Here is a 21,157-nt window from a genome sequence, read left to right as displayed (position 1 = left end):
CCGATCCAGCGCGAAGGGCAAGCCCGGGGCCTGCAAAAACGCGGTTTCTCGCAGAGCACGAAGGCGGGCAGACGCCGTGCCCGGCCTCAGTCGCGCTTGCGGCCTGTCGCGTGCCGGTCCTGGGCCTTCATCGCCATGACGGCCGCCCATAGGCTTGCGATGGAGAGCATCAATCCCGCGCCGAGATAGAGCGTGAAGCTTTCGCGAACACCTTCAAGCATGCTTACCATCACTCGGCCTCCCTCGCATCGATCTGGCCGGCGCTGACGCCAGACGCCATCATATTGCAGTGCAAAACAAGGCGCTGTAATGGCCGGACCAGCGCCTGTCCGTCTCGACGGCTTCACAGATCCGTCAGTGGCCGAGCGTGCAGGGAAACGCCCGCATGGGCGTTTCCTGAGGCAATCCTGCAAGGATCGTTAAACGCTTGATCCGCGGCGCGCGCCTGTGCTTGATTGCCGCCCGACAAGGACCATGGAGATTGGAAATGGGGCTGTTCAAGTTCATCAAGAATGCCGGCGCCAAGATCTTCGGTTCCAGCCCGGCTCAGGCGGCCTCTGCTGACACGCTGCAGAAGGAACTGGCCAATCACGGACTTCCCTCCAATGTCAATATTGTGGTGAATGGTGATAAGGTTTCCGTATCCGGCCCCGCAATGACAACTGAAGAAGCTGAAAAGATCATCCTTGCTCTTGGCAATACTGTGGGGGTTGGCGAGGTCGAGAGCAATCTGATAGTCAACAACGAGGTGGCCGCCTCGGCCATGTACACCGTCCAGAAGGGCGACACGCTCTGGAAGATCGCCGAACAGCACTACGGCAAGGGCAAGGGTGCCAATTACACGGAGATCGTCAAGGCGAACTCGCCGCCGGTCAAGAACCCGGACCTCATCATGCCGGGCTGGGTGCTGCGGATTCCCCCGATGAACTGAGGCTCAACCGGCCTCGTCCATGAGGTAGCCGATCTGAGCGGCGCCCCAGCGGCGTCCCGACACGATGATCGGCGCAGAGACCTCGCGCACGACCTCGCCCAAGCCTTTGGGCACGTCGCGCGGATAGGCCTGCACAACCGGACCTTGCGCGAAGATGGCAGCGCGCAGGGTCCATCGGTCGTCATAGATGCGGCGATCGCGTGCGAAGCCGTGGTTGAAAGCCAGATCCCCGGATCGCTGCGCCTGCGAAAACCGGCTGTTATGCACCGGCACATAGCAGGAACGGTCCGTCGCGACCGCGTAGACGATGCCGGCCTCTGGCTTGCAGAAGCGGTTCAGCACCGGCGGCAGGATCTCGGCGAAGACCGGGCCGGCCGGATGGCTGAACTGGGCCGGGTCGCTGCCGGCAAGCCGATCGAGTTCGCCCGAGCAGAGATCCGCGATCGTGGCCTGCCGACGCTCCACGCAGGCCAGAAGGGCGCTGGCAATGTCATGCGCGAAATGCCGCGCCGTCGTGATCGCGGCGGCGTTGTCGGACTCCAGCAAACCGAGCAGCTGAATCAGCCTCTCCCCCGACGAGGGCGTCAAGGGGGCTTGCAGCGCCAGGGAAACGCTGTCGAGGTCCAGCGCAGCGACTCGCGCAGAGAAGTCGCCAATTCCGTGAACGGACAGCTTGACCGCACCGCAGTCGCCATCGACCGGCGGCCAGCCCGCGGCGCGCTCGATCATGATGCCCTCATTGCCGATGTCGAAACTGCGCGATTCGATGACGACGCCTTGGGTCTCCACGCAGACCTTGGCGCGGTAGGGCAGGCGGGCTCCGATCCGGCGATCCGCGCCCAGTGTCCGCGCCGCTATCAGCAGCCGCTCCAGGCGCCGCGCGCGGCGCGGGTCTCTGGTGAGCTTCATCAGCTTCTCGGCCGAGCCGGCGATGACGTGCGCCAGGGCCGGGTCCGCCAAGGCTGTCGCTTCGCCTGCGATGGCGGGAGCGGCGATGAGGCGCGGATCTTCGATGCTGGACATGCGAAACCGGTTCGAGGCAAAACGTGGCGCTCATCAAAAAGGAGAACAATTTACAAATACATAATAATTGATATTCAATCCGGTGGCTGGTCCGGCACTTTAATTCGGGCGCTTCGGCCTTCGACTTCTTGGCAGTTCGTGCGGCTTCCGATAGCTCTGTGGTGCGACGGCCAAACAGGAGCGAGGCAGCCATGGTGCGCGACTGGACACGGGACGAGGTCAGCAAGGGGCTTGCCGGAGGCACGATCCTGCTCGTCGACGTGCGCGAGCCGCACGAGTTCGCGATGGCGCACATTCCAGGATCGACCTCGATGCCGCTCTCGCAGTTCACGCCCGAGGCGCTGGCCCAGACCGAAGGCCGGACGATCGTTTTCTCCTGTGCTGCCGGCATCCGGTCCCTGCGCGCGCTCGATCTGGCGCAAGCGGCCGGGCTTGCGGCGGACAGCCACTATGGGGGCGGCTTCAAGGATTGGCTGATGTCGGGCGGGCCGGTCGAGCAGGGCTGATGCTGCCTTGGCGGGGACACATGGCCGCACTGCGCACTGCGCCCTTGCCTAACCGGCCTGATTGCTGCCCAATACCTATCTTCGGACTGAGATTCAGGATGCGAGCGATATGCGACCAATGAAGTTCGGCATGGGCCAACCCGTGCATCGTCTTGAGGACAAGCGTTTCATAACCGGAGCGGGGCGCTATACAGCCGATCTCCTGCCTGAGAAGTGCCTGCATGCGCTCGTTCTGCGCAGCCCGCACGCCCATGCCACGTTCCGCTTCACCGATCTTGAGACGGCGCGGGCGATGAAGGGCGTGAAGCTGGTGCTGACCCATGCCGAGATCGGGCATCTGGGCGATCTCCCCTGCAAGGGCCTGATCCAGACCATCGACGACACGCCGGTTAAGCCCACGCCCCACCCGGTGCTGGCCAATGGCACGGTGCGCCATGTCGGCGAGCCCGTGGCCTTCATCGTGGCGGAGACGATTGACCGGGCGCGCGACGCCGCCGAGGCGATCGGAATCGACTACAGCCCGCTGCCGGCCGTCACCGGTCTGCGCGAGGCCGTCGCGCCGGGCGCGCCGCAGGTTTGGCCCGACCGGGCAGGCAACATCGCCTTCGTGGCGCAACAGGGCGACAAGGACAGGGCGGATGCCGCCTTCGCCCGCGCGGCACGCACCGTCTCGCTGACGATCGTGAACAACCGCCTCGTCTCCAGCTACATGGAGACGCGCGCGGCGCTTGGCGAATACGACACCAAGACCAGGCGCTACACGCTGACCCTTGGCAGTCAGGGCAGCCATGGCGTGCGCGATCTGCTTTGCGACAACGTTCTCCATATCGAACCAGCCCGGCTGCGGGTGGTGACGCCCGATGTGGGAGGGGGCTTCGGCACCAAGATCTTCCTCTACAGCGAATATCCGCTTGTGCTCGTCGCGGCGGAGATGCTGAAGCGCCCCGTGAAGTGGGTGGCCGAGCGGACCGAGCATTTCCTCGCCGACGCGCATGGTCGGGCGAACCTCGCCACCGCGACGATGGCGCTCGACGAGAAGGGCAGGTTCATCGGGCTGAAGGTGCAGCTTGACGCCGACATGGGCGCGACGCTCTCGCAATATGGACCCTTCATTCCGTGGGTCGGCACGACCATGACCTCGGGCTGCTATGACATCCCGGCGGTGCATGTCGAATTCAGGGGCGTGCTCACCCACACCACGCCGGTTGACGCCTATCGCGGCGCGGGGCGGCCGGAGGCTGCCTATCTCATCGAGCGGCTTGTCGACGAGGTCGCCTTTCAGACAGGGCGCAAGCCCGAGGCGGTGCGCAGGCAGAATTTCGTGAAGCCGCGTCAGATGCCCTACAGGACGCAGACCGGCCCCATCTATGACTCAGGCGAGTTCGACGGGCACATGCGCCTGGCCATGGAACGCGCCGATTGGGCCGGCTTCCCGGCCCGGGCGCGTCAGGCGGCGCGTGCGGCCAAGCTGCGCGGCATCGGCATGGCGAGCTACATCGAGGCCTGCGGCGGCGGCGGGCCGGAAAGCGCCTGGGTGACGATCGAGGCGGACGGCTCGGCGACCGTGAAGATCGGTTCCCAGTCCAACGGGCAGGGCCATGAGACGGCCTACGCGCAGCTGGTTTCGCAGGAACTCGACCTGCCGCTCGACAGGATCCGCGTCCTTCAGGGCGATACCGACCAGATCGAGCATGGCTCGGGCACGGGCGGCTCGCGTTCAATCCCGGTCGGCGGCTCGGCTCTGGCCCATGCCTCGCGCACAATGGCCGAGAACCTGAAGCGGCTGGCTGCCGACAAGCTCGAGACGGCCGTGGCCGACCTCGAGATCGGCGCCGGGGCCGTGCGCATCGCCGGCACGGACAAGGCGATGAGCTTCGCCGAGATCGCGCAGCTGCCGGGCGCCACGCCTGACCTGCTCACCGTAAAGGACACGTGGAAGCCGCCCGAAGCGACCTACCCGAACGGCACGCATATCGCCGAAATCGAGATCGATGGAGACACGGGCGCGACCCGCATCGTCAACTACGTGGTGGTGGACGATTTCGGCGACACGCTCAATCCGCACATGCTGGCTGGTCAGGTTCATGGCGGCGCGGTCCAGGGCATCGGGCAAGCGCTGATGGAGGAGGTCAAATTCGACTCCAGCGGGCAGATGCTGACGGCCACCTACATGGACTACGCCATGCCGCGCGCGGCGGACTCACCGAGCTTCCATTTTGAAACACGGAACGTTCGCTGCGTCACCAACGCGCTCGGCGTCAAGGGCGCAGGGGAGGCCGGCGCGATCGGCGCTTGCCCCGCAGTGATGAACGCCGTGGTGGATGCACTCAAGCGGGCGGGCAAATCCACCTGCATTGACATGCCCGCGACGCCTGCCAAGCTGATGAAGCTGATCCGCAGCGGAGCCTGACGGAAGCGCCGCAGCGCTTCAGCGCGCTGCGATTTGTCGGCGGCCAGCACGCGGGGGCAGGCTCTTGAGGTACTCGGCCATGGCGCGTCGATCCTCAGGGCTGAGTTGTGCCGTGTTCTTCACGACGTCGGCCATCTCGTCGGCGACGAATGCGCCGGCAGGCGTGCCGCCATTGAGCAGCAGCATCTCGAAATCCGTTACGCTCCAGTCGGCCAGACCATCGGCGGCATGTTGCGAGATGTTCGGCACGAAGCCCTTGCCCTCGGCATTGGGGCCTCCCGCCATGCGGCCCCCGGCCGTGATCGCACCCAGCGCATTGCGGCGTGAATGGCACTCGGCGCAGTGGCCGGCGCCTTCCACAAGATAGGCGCCGCGGTTCATTGCCGGGCTGAGAGACGTTCTGGGCTCGAAAGCTTTGCCGTCGAGGAAGAGAAGCTTCCACATGCCAAGCGTGAGGCGTATATTGAACGGGAAAGCCAGATCATGGGGAGCATTCGGCTTGTCAACGGCCGGAAGCGTCTTCATGAAGGCGAACAGGTCCTGAACATCCTCAAGCTTCAGCCTCTGGTAGGATGTATAGGGGAAGGCGGGGTAAAGATGTTCTCCCCTCTTGCCGACACCCTTGATCATCGCAGTCGCAAATTCCGCCTCGCTCCAGCTGCCGATGCCGGCCGTGGGGTGAGAAGAGATGTTTGGTGCTATGAAAGTGCCAAATGAAGTCTTGAGCGCGTGCCCGCCGCCAAGGCTGAACGGATCTCTCTTGTCGCCAGTGGCGTGGCATGATGCGCACCCGCCGACATGGAAGATGGTCCTTCCATTGGTCAGATCTGCCTGGCGGGCGCTCATCGCAGAGGCCGGGATGACAGCCGGCATAGCAAGATAGAGCAACATGCCGCCGCCTGTGGCCAATGCTGCGCCGATGCCTGCAGCCACAAGTTTGAGCAGTCTTGGCATCACAGGCTCCCGGACGCGGTTTCACTCCAGTTCAGGCAGCCGCGAAGCCGACTGAGCGAAGAGCGCAGCCCTCGCGGGCCGGACTTCACTGGAGCGGGGTCTGCATCCGGCGGAAAGAGTCGCTCAGGCCAGGTGCATAGCCGCCCCGGTTCCCATGGCAGCTGCCGCAGGTGGCGGCGAGCTTCGCATACTCGACCTTGAACGAGGCTTCGTCGGTGATGGAGACCGAAGCGGCCTTGGCGTCCGCCACCCACTTGTCGATGATCGCGTCGAATTCCGCGCGGGAAGTCCAGACTTTCTCGGTCGCATCGGTGGAGCCGGTCTTCGAGTTGTCCGGAAACGCAGCCCTGAACCTGGGCGCGTTGTCCTGGATCGACTTCAGAACCGCCTGGACCGGGGCAAGGGCGAAGGGAAGCTCGCCGCGGGTCATCTTGAAGGGGTCTCCGCCAGCCTGGGCGATGGCGCGCATGGCCTCGCGCCGCTGCTTGATGGCGTCAGCATTCTGGGCTTGCGCCGTGGTCGCCATGAGGATGACCGCGGCTGACAGTGCGACGAAACGCAGCATTTTCGGAGGACTCCGGATTGTCGAAAGGTGTTATGCGGCGAGCTCTACCCGAAGGCGCTCTCTGGTGCGTGAACTGACGAACTGACACTGCATGCCGTGAGCCGTCATGCGAGACGGTACTACACAGCGCAAGCATGTAAACTCCCGCGCTGCTTCAGCTCGTTACACTTTAATTTGATCTTGCAGTTCCGCCAGAAAGCCTCTGCAATAATGCCGGAAGCTCCTTTGGCTGGCGCGTGCGCAGCGACCGCAAACCGGATCCTGTCAGCCCTGCCTGGCCGGGGTGTGGACCACCAGCCCGTCCAGCGCCTCCTTCACCTTGATCTGGCAGGACAGGCGCGAGGTGGGGCGCACGTCGAAGGCGAAGTCGAGCATGTCCTCTTCCATGGGCTCGGCCTTGCCCGTAGCTTGCGCCCAGTCCTCGGCGACATAGACGTGGCAAGTCGCGCAGGCGCAGGCGCCGCCGCACTCGGCCTCGATGCCCGGGATCGCGTTCTTGATCGCCGCTTCCATCACGGTGCAGCCGGCCTCCGCCTCGACCGAGCGCGAAGCCCCTGTGGAATCGATGAAGGTGATCTTTGCCATGGCCAAACCCGTAAACGGCCGCCGGTCCTTGCGGCGGCGGCGTGAAAAAAGGGCGCCGCATAGGCTGCGCGCGCCCGTCGATCCCGTCAGTTAAGGCGCAAGCTCAGCCTTGTGAAGGCGTCGCAACTCATAAGCCGCGTGAAATTTTGGCGAGGGCGCCTCAGGCCGCGCGCGCCATGAGCGCAATGGCCGCACGCGCGGCGTCGGTGGCGCGGCTGAGTTCGTCAAGTCCGGCCAGAGGCGCAGGGTTGGGGGCGGCCATTTGGGCCGCGCCGGCGCTCGAGAGCGCATGCTCAACCTTCTCGGCCGCGTCGGCCACGCCCCAGGCGCCGATGGCGCGGGCGGCACCCTTCAGCGTGTGCGCCGCCTCCATGCCGGAGCGGGACTGCGCGGACCGGATGGTGGCGAGATGCCGGATGCACTGATCGGCGAAAAGCGCCAGCAGCTCATGTTCAAGCGTCGAATCTCCGCCGCTCTGCCGCGCCAGGTGGACGAGATCGATCGGACCTGGATTCGTGCGGCTCATGGCGCTGGTTCCTTCGTGATGCGGGGATGGGCAGTCGCCATGCCGGCCGCGATGGCCGTCAGCCCCGTGCTGACCTTGGTCTCACGAACAGCTGGACCAGCATCGCCCGACATCCTGACCAAGCCGTTAACGACGTTTTGTAAAGATTGGTGGATAGACGGCGGTTGGCAGTTTCAATATGAGTTCCGGTCATTTACCTTTCGAAGTGGTAAACGTGTGGGCTTGAAGCGCCCGCTCCCTGTGGCGTGGCGTGAAAAGGCGGCTCTCATGTCAAAGATCAGAAAAGAAAATGATCCGACAGATATGGCGCTCAATGCGATCAAGGAAGCACTGAAGCTGGGTCAGCCTGGCGGTTCTGCTTCGAACCAGCACCGCACTGATGCCGCCGCCGGACAGGATCAGCAGGACGTTCGCAAATTTGGCTCGACCTTTGACCGGGCGGATGATCTGCGGATGCCGTCGGTCCATGACACGAATCTGGGTCCGCTGGAGCCCAAGGCCGCGTCGAGTGTGCAGCCGCTGCCCGATGCGCAGTCGTTGCCGCCCCTGCCGCCGCCATCGCAGCAAACCATTGTGCCGCCATCGGTGGTCGCCCCTGATTCCAGCCGCGTCGCCAATGACGACGGCCACAGCATGAACGATCTCGTGCAGGCTTTCTCGGCAAAGCCTTCACGCCGTCCCTTTGTCGTGGCGATCCTGAGCTCCGCCCTGTGGGCTGTCGGCATCGGCTTCATGCTCCATGCGCAGCATGACGGACTTGATGAGGCGGTGAGGGCCGTCGCCAGCTTCAATCCGGGGCAGTGGGCCCTGCTGGTCGGGGTGTTGCTCCTGCCCATCTTGCTCATGTTCGGGCTTGCGGCCATCTATGTCCGTGTGGGCGAAATGCGGCTTGCCGCGCGCGCCATGACCAGTGTGGCATTACGCATGTCGCAGCCGGAGACGGTGGCGACGGATTCGGTCGTTTCGCTCTCGCAGGCGATCCGGCGTGAGGTCGCGGCCGTGGGCGATGGCATCGAGCGCGCCGTGGCTCGCGCCGGCGAGCTTGAAACCATCGTCCGTTCGGAGATTTCCTCGCTCGAACGCGCCTATTCCGACAATGAGGTGCGGCTTCGCGCCTTGGTCGACGAACTCGTCACCCAGCGCGAAGCGATCGCTTCCAATTCCGAGCGCGTGAAGCATTCGATCAGCGGCGCCCACCAGAACCTGTCGCGTGACCTCGAGAGCGCTAGCCGTGTCATCGCGGAAGCGGTCAACACAGCGGGCGACCGCGTGACTTCGGCGTTGGGGGCGAAGGGCGACGACATCACCGACGCGCTGTCGCGCGTCGGTGACCGCATGGTCGACGACATCGCCATGCGCGGCACCGATCTGGTCGAGCGTCTGCAAGTGACGTCGGGTGAGGTGTCCAACCGGCTCGCGCGCGCCAGCGAAACGGTTTCGTCCACGCTTGAGGAGCGTTCGGCCGAAATCGCGCAGCGCCTGGAACAGGTCAGCGGGGACATGGCCTCCACGCTTGAGGAGCGTTCGGCCGAAATCGCGCAGCGTCTGGAACAGGTCAGCGGTGACATGACCTCCACGCTTGACGAGCGCTCCGCGCAGATCGCGCAGCGCCTTGAATTCGTCACTGGCGCGATGGCCGAAACACTGACGGATCGTTCCACCGAGATCGCGCAGCGGCTTGAGCAGGCCGGCAGCGCCATCGCCAACACGCTTGGCGAACGCTCGGCGGCGATCGCGCAGAGTCTCGAGAGCACCAGCTTCGAAGTCGCCAGCGCGCTGGACGCACGTTCTCGTGAGGTGGCCGCGCGCCTCGAGCACACCACGCAGGATGTGACGATGCGGCTGGACGCCAAGTCGCAGGAAATCACCGGTTCGCTGGAGCGCACCGGCTCGTTGGTCACCGAAGGGCTCACCGGCGGCGCGCGTGAGGTCACGCGCTCGATCTCCGAGACAGGCCGCAGCGTGGCCGAGGCCATCGCCATGCGGGCGGCGGAGGTCAACGAGGCGCTGGCGACCACGGGGAATCGCCTGTCCGGCGACATTGCCAGCCGCGCAGACGAGGTCGTCTCGCGGTTCAACGACAGCGGCCAGCAGCTTGCAGCGCTCATCAGCGAGCGTGGCAGCGAGCTTAATCGTCAGATCGGGGATGTCGGGTCGCGTATCCATGAGACGATCACGGTCAACGGCCGCACGCTCGCCGACGAACTCGCGGCGCGCACCGAGTCGCTGGGCAACGCGCTGGCGAGCCGCACGGCCGAGGCCCAGATGCTGTTCGGCAAGGCGGCCGACGAACTTGAGGCGCGCACCGACGTGCTGGGCGACGCGCTGGCGAGCCGCACGGCCGAGGCCCAGATGCTGTTCGGCAAGGCGGCCGACGAACTTGCGGCACGCACCGAGGCGCTGGGCGACGCGCTGGCGAGCCGCACGGCCGAGGCCCAGATGCTGTTCGGCAAGGCGGCCGACGAACTCGCGATGCGCACCGAGGTGCTGGGCGACGCGCTGGTGAGCCGCACGGCCGAGGCCCAGATGCTGTTCGGCAAGGCGGCCGACGAACTTGAGGCGCGCACCGAGGTGCTGGGCGACGCGCTGGCGAGCCGCACGGCCGAGGCCCAGATGATGTTCGGCAAGGCGGCCGACGAACTTGAGGCGCGCACCGAGGTGCTGGGCGACGCGCTGGCGAGCCGCACGGCCGAGGCCCAGATGATGTTCGGCAGGGCGGCCGACGACCTCGCGGTACGCACCGAGGTGCTGGGCGACGCGCTGGCGAACCGCACGGTCGAGGCCCAGATGATGTTCGGCAGGGCAGCCGACGACCTCCAACGCCGCATCGTGACCGAAACCGAGCAATCGCACCGGCTGCTCAGCGGGGCGGGCGAGGACATCGTCAGCGCGCTCCAGACCGAGCGTGCGCGAATCGACCAGGCGCTCACCGCCGGGTCGGCCACGCTCCATGACGGGCTGGCCAGCCGGACCGAGGCCCTGCGCGACACGCTTGCGATGCAGACCGCAGAAGCGCAGCGCCTGTTCTCTTCGACCACGACCGAGATGCAGATGCGACTCGCCGCAGAGAGCGAAGCCTCGCGCAACCTGCTCGCAGGCACCGGCAAGGACATTGTCCTGGCGCTCGCCAGCCAGGGAGTGCGCGTCAACGAAGCGCTGGCGGCAAACGGCGCCTCGATCCTGCAGACCGTCGAGGCGCGGGGCCGCGAGATTGAAAGCCTGATAGGCGGACGCCTGGAGACGCTGGAGGATGTGATCATCAACCAGGGCGGCCAGCTCGCACAGAAGCTGTCGACAGACTCGGTTCGCTTCGCCGACGAGATGGGCCAGCGCCTCATGCAGATCGAGATGCTGATGACCCGCGAGGGTGACCAGCTCATCGAACGGCTCACGCAGCGCACGGACAGCGCGGCGATGACCCTCTTGATGCGGACCAACGAGGCAGCGGCCGTGATGGAGACGCAGATCAAGGCGTTCGAGGACCGTTCGGGCACAAAGAGCATGGAGATCGCCAGCTCGCTCGATGGGCTCATCGCGCGGATCGACACCAATCTGGGCACTCGCGCCGAGGTCCTGAACGAAGCCCTTGTTGAGCGCACGGTGGAGATCGCCCGCGTGCTGGCCGAGGGCGGCCGCGAGGTCACGCAGGCTCTCGCAGCCAAGGCCGACGAGATCGGTGCGGTGGTGACATCCAAGAGCGACGCGCTCGCCCGCACGCTGTCGAGCAAGGCCGAAGAGATCAACGCGACGCTCGGTGGACGCACGCTCGAGATCGCGGAAACGCTGGACCTGCGCATTGCCCGCTTCGAGGAGCGCGTCGTTGATCGGCTCGACAACGTGTCGGGCATGCTTGACGAGCGCAGCCGCCTCATCGCGGAGACGCTCCAGTCCAAGTCCGCCGCCATTTCGGCGACGCTTGGCGCGCGCGCCGAGGAATTGCGCCAACTCTTCGACGAGAAAGGCGGCGGCGTCGTTATGGCCATCGGCCTTCGCGGCGAGGCCATCGCCGAGGATGTCGCCAGCATCGGCCAGACGGTCGTCTCGACCCTCGAAAGCCGTGGCGCGACGATCCTTGACGGGCTGCGCGCGCGCGGCGCCGAAGTCACCGACGCGCTGCAGGCGTCCAGCGACTCCCTGGCGCTGGAACTCGGCCGCAAGACCGAGGAGATGTCCGGTCTGCTGGCCCTCTCGCAGGAGCGGCTGCGCGATTCGCTCGACCAGCGCACCAGCGAGATGAATGCGGTTCTGAATACGCGCCGCACCCAGCTTGACCAGACCCTGGCGCAGCGGGCCGGAGAACTGGCCGCGGCGTTCACCCAGTCCCAGGATCAGCTGCACGAATCGCTCGACCAGCGCACCAGCGAGATGAATGCGGTTCTGGACAGGAGCCGCACCCAGCTCGACCAGACCCTGGCGCAGCGCGCCGGGGAACTGGCCGCGGCGTTCACCCAGTCCCAGGATCAGCTGCACGAATCGCTCGACCAGCGCACCAGCGAGATGAATGCGGTTCTGGACAGGAGCCGTACCCAGCTCGACCAGACCCTGGCGCAGAGGGCCGGCGAACTGGCTGCGGCGCTCACCGAGTCCCAGGACCATCTTCGCCAGACGCTCGAAAATGGCACCAGCCAGTCGGTGGCGACGCTTGTCAGCACCAACGAGCGCATCCGCAGCGATCTTGGCGGGACCCTGGAGCGGCTGGGCGACGCCAACCGCCTGATTCAGCAGATCGTAGCCTCGGCCAACAACAACCTCACGGGCGTGGAGATGAGCCTGGGCGAGCGCGTGCGCGAACTCGAGGCCATTCTAACGGCCGTCTCTGACGAGACATCACGCGCCAGCATGCAGGTCTCGGCCCAGGTGGATGCCCTCAAGGGCGTTTCGACCGGCGCCATCCAGGAAGCCTCGACCCTTGTCGGGCGTCTTGGCGAGCAGGGGCGTTCGCTCGCGGACAGCACCCGCGCCAATATCAATGCGCTCGTCGAAGCTACGGAGCAGCTTGAGAGCATCGAGGCGCGGGTCGGCGTGGCCCTGTACGACCGCAAGCAGAGTCTCGAGGAACTGCTCGAGGCGATCTCGACCCGCACTGAGGATGTGGAATCGATCACCAGCTCCTTCACCGCGCTGGTCGAGGATTCGCTGAAGGCCGCCGAACAGCGCGCCCGCCAGATCGGCGGCGTGCTGGCCGAGAGCGCGCAAGCGACCACCCACGCCATCACGGAGCATTTCGAGACGGTGCGCACCAACACTGGCAAGGAACGCGAGCGCACGGCCGCTGCGCTCCGGGCCGCCTATGAAAGCGTGGCGGGCGATCTGGGCGGGGGACTGACGCGGGCAACCGAGCAGTTCCAGCAGACAGCCGTCGAACTGCGCGCCATGAACGCCGAAATCCAGCGCGAACTGGAGGCCACACGCGCCGAACTGCGCCGCGGCGTGCTGGACATGCCGCGGGAGACGCAGGAAACCACCGCCGCCATGCGGCGGGTCGTGGCCGACCAGATCAAGGCGCTGAACGAGTTGTCCGACATCGTGACGCGCTCGGGACGAAACCTCGACGTAGCCGAGCCAGAGCCGGCCCGTGCCCGCGCCGTGGCGCGCGCGCCTGAGCCGGAGATGCCGCGCGTCGAGCCGAGGATCGAGGCCCGGGTTGAACCGAGGATCGAGGCCCGGGTCGAGCCGCGCGTCGAGCAGCCTCGCATCGAACAGCCGCGCGAGATCGCCCGAGAGCCTGCCCGCGAGTTGCCTGTCCGTGCTCCGGTGCGCATCGCCGCGGTGCCGCGCGCTGATTTGATGGGGCTTCCAGCCGAGGCTGCGCCGGCGCCAAGGGGCGGGTGGCTCTCGGACCTGCTGACGCGTGCCAGCCGCGATGAACGGCCCGCACACAAGCCGGCCGTCCCGGCGCTGGAGAAGCTGGATTCGCTCTCCGTCGACATCGCCCGCATGATCGATCATGACGCCGCAGTCGAGCTGTGGGATCGCTACAAGCGCGGCGAGCGCGGCGTGTTCACGCGGCGCCTCTACACCTTGCAGGGCCAGCAGACTTTTGACGAGATCCGCCGCCGCTATCGGCATGATGGCGAATTCAAGGAGACGGTCGACCGCTATATCGATGAGTTCGAGCGGCTGCTTGACGACGCCAGCCAGAGTGGCCGCGACCAGGCCACGGCCAACAGCTATCTCACCTCCGAAACCGGCAAGGTCTACACCATGCTGGCCCATGCGAGCGGCCGCTTCGAATAGGCAATCGCATCATCGCGCGAGATGCGAGAGCCGCCTGAGGGCGGCTTTCTGCTGTCGGGGGATGCTGGAAGGAAGGGGGGGCGCCCCGTGCCGTGGGACTGCAGGCCCGGCGGCTTGAGGCAGGCCAGGTGGTGGGGGGGCGGCCGCGCTCTAGCGCGCGTTCGCCCAGCGCACGATGTCGCGCAGGACCACGCCCATGGCCTGATCAAGGCCTTGCGCGGCTGCCGGTCCGCTGATGGCCGAGACCGGCATGCGGGCGCTGAAGCCGCGCGCTGCCGCCACGCGGCCCGAGCGGTCGCTGACGATGCGGACCGTCACCTCCACTACGGCCTCGGACGTGGCTGTCTCCACGGCAAAGGTGCGCAGATCGGCGTTGAGGCCCAGATCCGCCACGACCCTGTCGCCTGGACGGCCGACGCGACCGAGGCGGGATGCGTTCTCGAAGGTCTGGATCAGGCGGACCTGAAACAGCTTCGGCAGCCGGTCGGCCCATTGCCCATCCGGCAGATAGGAGATGACGGCGCCGTCGCGGACCATGATCCGGTCGGAATCGAGCGCCTGCAGGGCGGTGGGCTCGTTGACCACGAGCTGCGCGCCGCCCCGCGCGCCGCGGGCCCCGACATCGCCGGGGGCGGTGAGGTCGAAGGTGGTGCGCTGGGGCTGGCCGCAAGCGCCCACCAGGCCTGCTAACGCCAGCAGGGCCGGGGCAAGGGTGACGCCGCGAAGCTGGCGGCAGGCCGTGGCGCGGGGCATGATCAGCGTCGTCCGTTGTAATCCTGGATGGCGGGACGGCCACCGAAGATGAGCTGCTGCGGATTGCGCTCGAGGCTCCTCAGGGTGCGGTTGAGATCGTTCAGCGTGCGCCGCCCATCGGTGGCCAGAGCCTCGATGTCGCGCAGGCCGGGCCCGGTGAAGCGGCTGATCCCCGATGATATCTCGGCGGTGCGCTTGTCGAGGTTGTCGGCCAGCGTGCGCACCGAGCGCGCCGCGGCGCCGATGTCAGCCAGCGCGCCCTGGCCTTCGTCGCCTGCTGCCGAGCCGAGGAATGCCTGCGCGCTCTTGAGCAGGCCGTCGACCTGATCGGCGGCGCGGTTGAGCTTCTCGGTGATTGCGGCGACGGACTGCAGGGTCTTCGTCACATCGCCGGAACCGCCGGCCAGCGCGCTGGTGAAGGTGTCGACATTGTCGAGCGTGCGGTTGATCTTGGCGACATCGATCTGCTGCGCAACCGCCATGATGGTGCGGCTGAATTCCTCGAGCTGGTTGGCCAGTGGCCCGATTCGCTCCGCCGCCACCGCCACGCTGGCCAGCATCTTGTTGATGCCGTCGGCATTGTCGCCAAGCGCTGTGGAGAAGCGCTCGATGTTGCGCATGGTGCGCCCGATCGAATCATCATTGTCGTCGACGAGGCGCCCCAGCCGCTCGAACAGGTCGTTGGTCCGGGTCGCGACGTTACGCACAGTCTCAAGCAGATCCTGCACCTCGGAGCGTTCTGCGATGATGGTGGGCAGAGGCTGGCCTGCCTTGGCGACCAGGGGCGCAGCTGCGGGATTGCCGCCGAGAAGCTGCACGGCAACGACGCCCGCCAGCCCCTGCGCCTCGATTCGCGCGCGCGTGTCCTCTCGCACAGGGGTCGTCCCCGCGATTTCGATCACCGCGAAGATGGAGCGCGGATCATCGGGGAAAAACTGGATGTCCTTCACCTCACCCACGCGCAAGCCATTGAAAAGCACACTGGAACCGGATGTCAGGCCTGTGACCGAGCCTGAGAACACGATTCGGATCTGCCGGCGGTCCGCGCCGCCGCCAAGGCCGGAATACCAGGAGACGAAGCCGAAAGCTGCCGCCAGCACAGCGAGCGTGAACAGCCCCACCAAGGCATAGTTGGCCCGGGTCTCCATGTCGGAAACATCAACCTTTCAGCCGGGCGAGCGCACGCTCGCCGCGGAAATATGATTTCACCCATGGGTGGGGCGAGGCCACCAGCTCCGAGAGCGTGCCCACCGCAACCACCCTCCGGTCCGCCAGCGCCGCGATCCGGTCGCAAGCCGAGGCCAGACTGTCGAGGTCGTGGGTTACCATGAACACCGTCAACCCCAAAGTCTGCTGAAGGGTCCTTATCAGCTCGTCGAACTCCGCCGCGCCGATTGGGTCGAGCCCGGAGGTGGGTTCGTCCAGGAAGACGATCTCCGGATCGAGGGCGAGGGCGCGGGCGAGCGCGGCTCGCTTGATCATTCCGCCGGACAATTCGGAGGGGTGCTTGTCAGCAGCATCGGGCCGCAGCCCCACCATCTGGATCTTGAGCGAGGCCAGATCGTCCATCATCGCGGGGGAGAGGTCGAGATATTCACGCATCGGGACCTGGATGTTCTGCAGCACGGTGAGCGACGAGAACAGGGCGCCGTGCTGGAACATCACGCCCCAGCGCTTCTCCAGCAGCCGGTGATCGGCTTCCGGGATCGTATCGAGATCCTGGCCGAAGACCTCGATCGAACCTGCCCGCTTCTCGACAAGACCGAGGATGGTGCGCGTCAGCACCGACTTGCCGGTGCCCGAGCCTCCGACGAAGCCGAGAATCTCGCCCTTCATGACATCAAGCGACAGGCCATCGAGAATCACCTTCTCGCCGAAGCCCACGACAAGATCGCGCACGCGGATGACCGCTTCACCTGGTCCCGGAGCGGGCGGCTCGTCATGGTCCAGGGCCTGGGCGTCAGTCCGGGGCATGGTCAGTACCGGATCGCGGCGAAGAACATGGCAAAGAGGCCGTCCACCACGATCACCATGAAGATGGCCTTCACCACCGAGGCGGTGACCTGCTTGCCGAGCGATTCGGCCGAGCCCTTGACGTTGAGGCCCTCGATGCAGGCGATGGCGCCGATCACCACCGCCATGAAGGGCGCCTTGATCAGCCCCACGGAGAAGTGCTTCGTGGTGATGACGCTTTGCAGGCGCGCGAGGAAGGTGTCGGGTGCGATGCCGCCATAGAACCAGGCCGTCAGCCCCGCGCCGAACAGGCCTGCCATGGAGGCGAGAAAGGTGAGGATCGGCATCGCGATGATGAGCGCAAGGATGCGCGGCACCACCAGCACGTCCACGGGGTTGAGGCCCATCACGCGCAACGCGTCGATTTCCTCGCGCATCTTCATCGAGCCGATCTCGGCAGTGAAGGCCGAGCCCGAGCGGCCTGCGATCATGATGGCGCAGAGCAGAAGCGCCAATTCGCGCAGCGTGATGATGCCGACGAGGTCCACCACGAAGGCCGTCGCGCCGAAGCGCCGGAGCTGGAAGATGCCTTGCTGGGCCACGATGCAGCCGACGAGGAAGGTGATGAGGATGATGATGGGCGCGCCGCGAAAGGCGATCTGCTCCAGCTGGTTGACCAAAGAAGCCCAGCGGAAGGTCGATGGCCGGAGCATCACCCGGCCGATGGCGACGACCACCTCGCCGATGAAGCTGATGCCGCGGGCCAGATCCGAGCCGGCCCCGACCACGGCCCGGCCGATATCCGCCAGCATCTCCACGATGCGGGATGTCTGCGGCGGGATCACCGTCTCGCTGCGCGTCCGCACAGCCTCGATCAGCGTGGCATGGGCTGGCCGCGCGCGCGCAAGCTGCACGCGAACGCCATCACTGCCGATCCTGTGGGCGATCTGGTCGATGACACGGGCCCCGAGCGTATCGAGGCGGCCGACATCGCCTACATCGAGTTCGGCGCGGCGGACCTCGCCCAGTTCGGCAGGGAGCTCATCCAGCAGAGCCTCGAGGCGCCGCCCATGATCGAGGGTCCACTCGCCGCTCAGCGCGACGGTGGCCCGATCGTCGCTGCGGGCGATCCGGTAACCTGGAGAAACCAGTGTCTGTGACATGTGCTCGGCTCACGGCGTGCCGTCGGAAGGCGACGCCATGCCCACAGGTAGCGCGTGCGGGGAGAGACTGTCGAGGGCGAGAGGCCGCGCCAACCGATACGTGATGAGCAGTAGCACGAGGCCTGCCAGCGCCATCGGGATCATGCCGAGGAAGGCCTGCGCTCCGAACCGCTCATAGGCGAAGCCCGAGACGAGCGTGGCAGCGCCCATCAGGCAGGCATTTGCGGCGCTGAGCCGGCCCTGCATCAGCGCGCGGCGGCCCTCCGGCGCCAACCGCGCCACGATCGCCATGATGCCCATGAGCTGCGCGCCGAAGCTCAGCGCATGGAGAAGTTGCAACCCCACGATGAGCGGCAGCGAGGTGGCGAACGGCATGGCCGCGAAGCGGATGATGGCGGCGAGGCCGGCCAGTGCGAGGTAAAGCACCGCAGCCGACCAGCTCGACCAGGCGCGTCGGCCGAACCACCAGAACATCGCGATCTCGGCGACGACGGCCAGGGCCCAGAGCACCCCGATCGTGGCTTCGTCGAGGCCGATGGAGCGCCAGTGCAGCGTACCAAAGCCATAGAGCGTGGCGTGGCTGGCGTTGACGAGCGCCGAGCCGATGATGGCGAGCCATAGAAGCCTCGCCTTGGTGTCCGCGTTCGGATCGGCCGCGCCCGTCCTTTCTGCGGCTGCGGCCGGGGCGCGGTGCTCGGGCGCGAAACGGGCGGCCGCCACGGCCACAAGCGCGCACAGGCACAGCGCGAAGGGCACGATGGCGATGCCAAGGCGGGAGATGAGCAGCCCCGACAGGATGCTGACGACAAGGAAGGCCAGGGAGCCCCAGAGGCGGATGCGCGCGAAATCGAGGGCGGGACGCAGCCGCACCTGCGCCGTGGTGAGATGATCGCCCAGAGGCACGATTCCTGCCGCCAGAAGGGCGATGACCGCCATCGCGGCCATGATCGCACCCGGTGAGGGCAGCCACGCCAGGAGCAGATAACAGGCGGCGCTCAGGCCCTGAAGCATCATCAGGATGCGCGCGGCGCCCCACCGGCCGTCTCCCATCGCCGTCACCGGCTGGGACGCCAGCATGCGGATGATCATGCCGAGCGCAAGCGTGACGCCGATCTGCCGGTCGCTGAGACCCTGCGCGGCCAGCCAGGGCGGCATGAACGGCATGTAGATGCCGATGCCGGCGAAGCTCGATGCCTGGAGCGCGCCAAGGCGCACATCGACCCGCCTGCTCCAGCGGACAAGGGCCGGGTCCGCGGCCGCGGGGGAGGCTGGCTCGATGGTCATGGAGGTTTTTTTATCGGCAATATGATAATAATCCTTCGCGGAGACTGACGACAGCAGCGATTCGGACGCTGCGGCATGCCCTCCGGACATGGCCCATTATGACTAAAGATCCCCGCGCACTCACCCAGCTTTCGGCTTCCGATTATGAAGCGATCGAGCTGGCCGTCATGGAGACTGCAAGAGGCCGCTGGTTCCTGCACGAATTCGCCGCCCGCAACCGTACCGCAGACACCAACATGCTGCTTGGCGCCATGGCGCGGCTGGAAGGCGCCGTGGGCGGGGAGCGGGCGATGGAGCAGGTGGAGCGGGTGCGCTTCGACTTGCTGGAAATGGCCAAGTCCATCGCCGGGCTCAAGGTCGAGCTGGACCAGCATGAGAATGGCCCGGAAGGCGGACGCCTCGGTCAGGCGACCAATGCGCTCGACGGGATCGTGCGGACCACCGAGCAGGCCACCTCCAACATCCTCAGCGCTGCCGAAGCGATCCAGGAAATCGCCTGGAGCCTGCGCGAGCAGAAGCATGACGAGGCCATCTGCGATCGCATCGACAAGCTGGCCACCGACATCTACGCCGCATGCACCTTCCAGGACCTGACCGCGCAGCGCACGCAGAAGGTGGTGCGCACGCTGCGCTTCCTCGAAGGGCGCATCAACGCCCTGATCGACGCCTGGAGCGCAACCGAAGCGCCCATGCGTGATCGGACCGGGTGCGACGATCCAGGCCTTGGAGGGGCAGGCCCTGAAACCGATGGCGTCACGCCGTTGCCCTTTGATGGAAGGCTGGCGGATTCGTCGTCAGCCCTCCTGATGCTCCCCGCCTCTGCGGAACTGACGCAGAACGACGTGGATTTCGTGATCGTCGACGACGAGATCAGGGACGGGCCTCACGATGGCGAGCCCGCCATGCCGATGGCGCTGCCGCTGCCGGACGCGGCGGATGAGACCTGCCCCGGCGCGAGCCAGGCGTCTGATGGCGTGGACGACATCGCCTTCGGCCCGGAAGAGACGGTGTTCGAAGCAGCAGCGCCGGACTGTGTCCCTGCGACGCCTCCAGGTCCCGATCACGACCTGATGGCGGGGGACGAGCCGCAACTCATTGTTGGTGATCTCGACATGCCCGACGTCGATCTGCCGCCCGAGGATGCCGATCTCTTGCTGGACAGGTCTCCTGACAAGCGAGACGATGCCCTGACGGAGGACGAGCAAAGCAGGCCCGAGCATAGCGCCTCACTGGCGCAGATCGACGCGATGAGCGCGGTGATGAAGGCCCGCATCTTCAGCTGAGCGCGGCGACGCGAGCTGAGCGGCGCCAGGGCGTGCGCGCGAGCCGCAACGCTGCTGCATGATCCCCCTGCATCTTTGCGCTGGCGTGCCGGGAGAGGCCGCGCGATAACGCTGCCGGCAATTCAGGGAGTCTCGCCATGGATCTGGGTTTGGCAGGCCGCACGGCCATCATCTGCGCCTCGAGCCGCGGTCTGGGGCGCGGCGTGGCGTTCTCGCTGGCGCGGGCAGGCTGCACCGTGGTGCTCAACGGCCGTGACCAGGCGGTTCTTGAAAAGACCGCCGACGAGATCAGGGCCGAGACGGGCGTCAAGGTGCATGCCGTGGCGGCGGATGTCGGCACCAGGGCCGGGCAGGATGCGCTGCTCGCTGCGGCGCCGGATGTGGACATCCTCATCAACAACAATGGCGGGCCGCCGCCAAAGGGCTTCCGGGAACTTGACCGGGCCGCCATGCTCGATGGCGTGACGCAGAACATGGTCACCCCGATCGAACTGATCCAGCGGGTCATCGACGGCATGATGGCGCGCCGCTTCGGCCGCATCGTCAACATCACCTCGGCGAGCGTGCTGACCCCGCTGCCAGGACTCGACCTGTCCTCGGGCGCACGCGCGGGCCTCACCTCCTTTCTCGCCGGGGTGTCGCGCGAGGTCGCCCATGCCAACGTCACCATAAACAATGTGCTGCCGGGCATGTTCGACACCGATCGGCTGCGCGGAACCACGCGCAAGCTCGCCGAAGCGCAGGGCAAGACCGTGGAGGAGATTGTGAAGATCCGGATGGGCAACGTGCCAGCAGCCCGCTTCGGCACCGCCGAGGAGTTCGGTGAGCTGTGCGCCTTCCTGTGCTCGCGGCAGGCCGGCTACATCACGGGGCAGAACCTGCTGATCGATGGCGGCTTCTTCCGTTCGGCCTTCTGAGGCTGGCGGGCTTCAGGCGCGGTTCGCGACCGCGCACCCCTGATGCGCGCAAAGCGGGTTCCGGTGT

At 66.4% G+C, this 21,157-nt stretch carries 17 protein-coding genes; 6 read left to right on the top strand and 11 right to left on the bottom strand.

Annotated features, from left to right (window positions below; translation table 11 throughout):
- Positions 1-487 precede the first annotated feature (487 nt).
- Entirely contained in the window at positions 488-931 is a 444-nt protein-coding gene (lysM, locus tag HEQ16_14735) for a peptidoglycan-binding protein LysM (GenBank protein MCO4055274.1), read from the top strand.
- Between the two features lie 3 nt (positions 932-934).
- On the opposite strand, the gene HEQ16_14730 is transcribed toward lysM, so the two are convergent.
- Positions 935-1,954 (bottom strand): hypothetical protein, encoded by a 1,020-nt coding sequence (locus HEQ16_14730; GenBank protein ID MCO4055273.1) that lies wholly within the window; start codon positions 1,952-1,954, stop codon positions 935-937.
- A gap of 191 nt (positions 1,955-2,145) precedes the next feature.
- Here HEQ16_14730 and HEQ16_14725 point away from each other — a divergent pair, with 191 nt between their 5' ends.
- Together HEQ16_14725 and HEQ16_14720 are read left to right on the top strand one after the other, a co-directional pair.
- Positions 2,146-2,460: a sulfurtransferase gene (locus HEQ16_14725; protein ID MCO4055272.1), complete on the top strand. Its 315-nt coding sequence runs from the start codon at positions 2,146-2,148 to the stop codon at positions 2,458-2,460.
- Positions 2,461-2,569: 109 nt separating this feature from the next.
- Complete coding sequence (locus HEQ16_14720) at positions 2,570-4,870, top strand: xanthine dehydrogenase family protein molybdopterin-binding subunit (protein ID MCO4055271.1); 2,301 nt, start codon at positions 2,570-2,572, stop codon at positions 4,868-4,870.
- 18 nt (positions 4,871-4,888) lie between these two features.
- Here HEQ16_14720 and HEQ16_14715 read toward each other — a convergent pair whose 3' ends face one another.
- The 5 genes from HEQ16_14715 to HEQ16_14695 form a co-directional block, all read right to left on the bottom strand.
- Positions 4,889-5,824 (bottom strand): c-type cytochrome, encoded by a 936-nt coding sequence (locus HEQ16_14715; GenBank protein MCO4055270.1) that lies wholly within the window; start codon positions 5,822-5,824, stop codon positions 4,889-4,891.
- A gap of 85 nt (positions 5,825-5,909) precedes the next feature.
- On the bottom strand, positions 5,910-6,389 hold the full coding sequence (locus tag HEQ16_14710; protein ID MCO4055269.1) for a cytochrome c: 480 nt from the start codon (positions 6,387-6,389) through the stop codon (positions 5,910-5,912).
- 264 nt (positions 6,390-6,653) lie between these two features.
- On the bottom strand, positions 6,654-6,974 hold the full coding sequence (locus HEQ16_14705) for a 2Fe-2S iron-sulfur cluster binding domain-containing protein (GenBank protein MCO4055268.1): 321 nt from the start codon (positions 6,972-6,974) through the stop codon (positions 6,654-6,656).
- Between the two features lie 160 nt (positions 6,975-7,134).
- Entirely contained in the window at positions 7,135-7,500 is a 366-nt protein-coding gene (locus HEQ16_14700) for an Hpt domain-containing protein (GenBank protein MCO4055267.1), read from the bottom strand.
- Positions 7,501-7,770: 270 nt separating this feature from the next.
- Complete coding sequence (locus HEQ16_14695; GenBank protein MCO4055266.1) at positions 7,771-7,968, bottom strand: hypothetical protein; 198 nt, start codon at positions 7,966-7,968, stop codon at positions 7,771-7,773.
- Between HEQ16_14695 and HEQ16_14690 the strand changes: the two genes are divergently transcribed.
- Entirely contained in the window at positions 7,954-13,737 is a 5,784-nt protein-coding gene (locus tag HEQ16_14690) for a hypothetical protein (GenBank protein ID MCO4055265.1), read from the top strand. The two genes, HEQ16_14695 and HEQ16_14690, sit on opposite strands and share 15 nt — an antisense overlap.
- Positions 13,738-13,887: 150 nt before the next feature.
- Here HEQ16_14690 and HEQ16_14685 read toward each other — a convergent pair whose 3' ends face one another.
- The 5 genes from HEQ16_14685 to HEQ16_14665 are packed head-to-tail and all read right to left on the bottom strand — an operon-like array spanning position 13,888 to position 18,890.
- Complete coding sequence (locus HEQ16_14685; protein MCO4055264.1) at positions 13,888-14,490, bottom strand: ABC transporter; 603 nt, start codon at positions 14,488-14,490, stop codon at positions 13,888-13,890.
- A gap of 2 nt (positions 14,491-14,492) precedes the next feature.
- Positions 14,493-15,638 (bottom strand): MCE family protein, encoded by a 1,146-nt coding sequence (locus HEQ16_14680; protein ID MCO4055263.1) that lies wholly within the window; start codon positions 15,636-15,638, stop codon positions 14,493-14,495.
- A 10-nt stretch (positions 15,639-15,648) separates the two neighbouring features.
- Positions 15,649-16,464 (bottom strand): ATP-binding cassette domain-containing protein, encoded by an 816-nt coding sequence (locus tag HEQ16_14675; protein ID MCO4055262.1) that lies wholly within the window; start codon positions 16,462-16,464, stop codon positions 15,649-15,651.
- A gap of 2 nt (positions 16,465-16,466) precedes the next feature.
- Positions 16,467-17,606: an MlaE family lipid ABC transporter permease subunit gene (locus tag HEQ16_14670; protein ID MCO4055261.1), complete on the bottom strand. Its 1,140-nt coding sequence runs from the start codon at positions 17,604-17,606 to the stop codon at positions 16,467-16,469.
- 9 nt (positions 17,607-17,615) lie between these two features.
- Positions 17,616-18,890, bottom strand: a complete 1,275-nt coding sequence (locus HEQ16_14665; protein ID MCO4055260.1) for an MFS transporter — start codon at positions 18,888-18,890, stop codon at positions 17,616-17,618.
- Between the two features lie 98 nt (positions 18,891-18,988).
- Between HEQ16_14665 and HEQ16_14660 the strand changes: the two genes are divergently transcribed.
- Entirely contained in the window at positions 18,989-20,173 is a 1,185-nt protein-coding gene (locus HEQ16_14660; protein ID MCO4055259.1) for a hypothetical protein, read from the top strand.
- A 137-nt stretch (positions 20,174-20,310) separates the two neighbouring features.
- Entirely contained in the window at positions 20,311-21,090 is a 780-nt protein-coding gene (locus HEQ16_14655; protein MCO4055258.1) for an SDR family oxidoreductase, read from the top strand.
- Positions 21,091-21,157 lie beyond the last annotated feature (67 nt).

The organism is Bosea sp. (in: a-proteobacteria) (assembly GCA_023910605.1).
GTDB lineage: Bacteria > Pseudomonadota > Alphaproteobacteria > Rhizobiales > Beijerinckiaceae > Allobosea.
The sequence above is the reverse complement of the archived record's forward strand: the minus strand, read 5'-3'. Positions and strand labels throughout refer to the sequence as shown.

What these genes read in the sequence shown, in the direction of transcription:
- lysM (MCO4055274.1), top strand. Translation starts at nt 488, where the DNA reads ATGGGGCTGTTCAAGTTCATCAAGAATGCCGGCGCCAAGATCTTCGGT.
- HEQ16_14710 (MCO4055269.1), bottom strand. Translation starts at nt 6,389, where the DNA reads ATGCTGCGTTTCGTCGCACTGTCAGCCGCGGTCATCCTCATGGCGACC.
- HEQ16_14690 (MCO4055265.1), top strand. Translation starts at nt 7,954, where the DNA reads ATGCCGTCGGTCCATGACACGAATCTGGGTCCGCTGGAGCCCAAGGCC.
- HEQ16_14665 (MCO4055260.1), bottom strand. Translation starts at nt 18,890, where the DNA reads ATGACCATCGAGCCAGCCTCCCCCGCGGCCGCGGACCCGGCCCTTGTC.
- HEQ16_14725 (MCO4055272.1), top strand. Translation starts at nt 2,146, where the DNA reads ATGGTGCGCGACTGGACACGGGACGAGGTCAGCAAGGGGCTTGCCGGA.
- HEQ16_14670 (MCO4055261.1), bottom strand. Translation starts at nt 17,606, where the DNA reads ATGTCACAGACACTGGTTTCTCCAGGTTACCGGATCGCCCGCAGCGAC.
- HEQ16_14695 (MCO4055266.1), bottom strand. Translation starts at nt 7,968, where the DNA reads ATGGACCGACGGCATCCGCAGATCATCCGCCCGGTCAAAGGTCGAGCC.
- HEQ16_14675 (MCO4055262.1), bottom strand. Translation starts at nt 16,464, where the DNA reads ATGCCCCGGACTGACGCCCAGGCCCTGGACCATGACGAGCCGCCCGCT.
- HEQ16_14655 (MCO4055258.1), top strand. Translation starts at nt 20,311, where the DNA reads ATGGATCTGGGTTTGGCAGGCCGCACGGCCATCATCTGCGCCTCGAGC.
- HEQ16_14700 (MCO4055267.1), bottom strand. Translation starts at nt 7,500, where the DNA reads ATGAGCCGCACGAATCCAGGTCCGATCGATCTCGTCCACCTGGCGCGG.
- HEQ16_14720 (MCO4055271.1), top strand. Translation starts at nt 2,570, where the DNA reads ATGCGACCAATGAAGTTCGGCATGGGCCAACCCGTGCATCGTCTTGAG.
- HEQ16_14705 (MCO4055268.1), bottom strand. Translation starts at nt 6,974, where the DNA reads ATGGCAAAGATCACCTTCATCGATTCCACAGGGGCTTCGCGCTCGGTC.
- HEQ16_14685 (MCO4055264.1), bottom strand. Translation starts at nt 14,490, where the DNA reads ATGCCCCGCGCCACGGCCTGCCGCCAGCTTCGCGGCGTCACCCTTGCC.
- HEQ16_14660 (MCO4055259.1), top strand. Translation starts at nt 18,989, where the DNA reads ATGACTAAAGATCCCCGCGCACTCACCCAGCTTTCGGCTTCCGATTAT.
- HEQ16_14730 (MCO4055273.1), bottom strand. Translation starts at nt 1,954, where the DNA reads ATGTCCAGCATCGAAGATCCGCGCCTCATCGCCGCTCCCGCCATCGCA.
- HEQ16_14715 (MCO4055270.1), bottom strand. Translation starts at nt 5,824, where the DNA reads ATGCCAAGACTGCTCAAACTTGTGGCTGCAGGCATCGGCGCAGCATTG.
- HEQ16_14680 (MCO4055263.1), bottom strand. Translation starts at nt 15,638, where the DNA reads ATGGAGACCCGGGCCAACTATGCCTTGGTGGGGCTGTTCACGCTCGCT.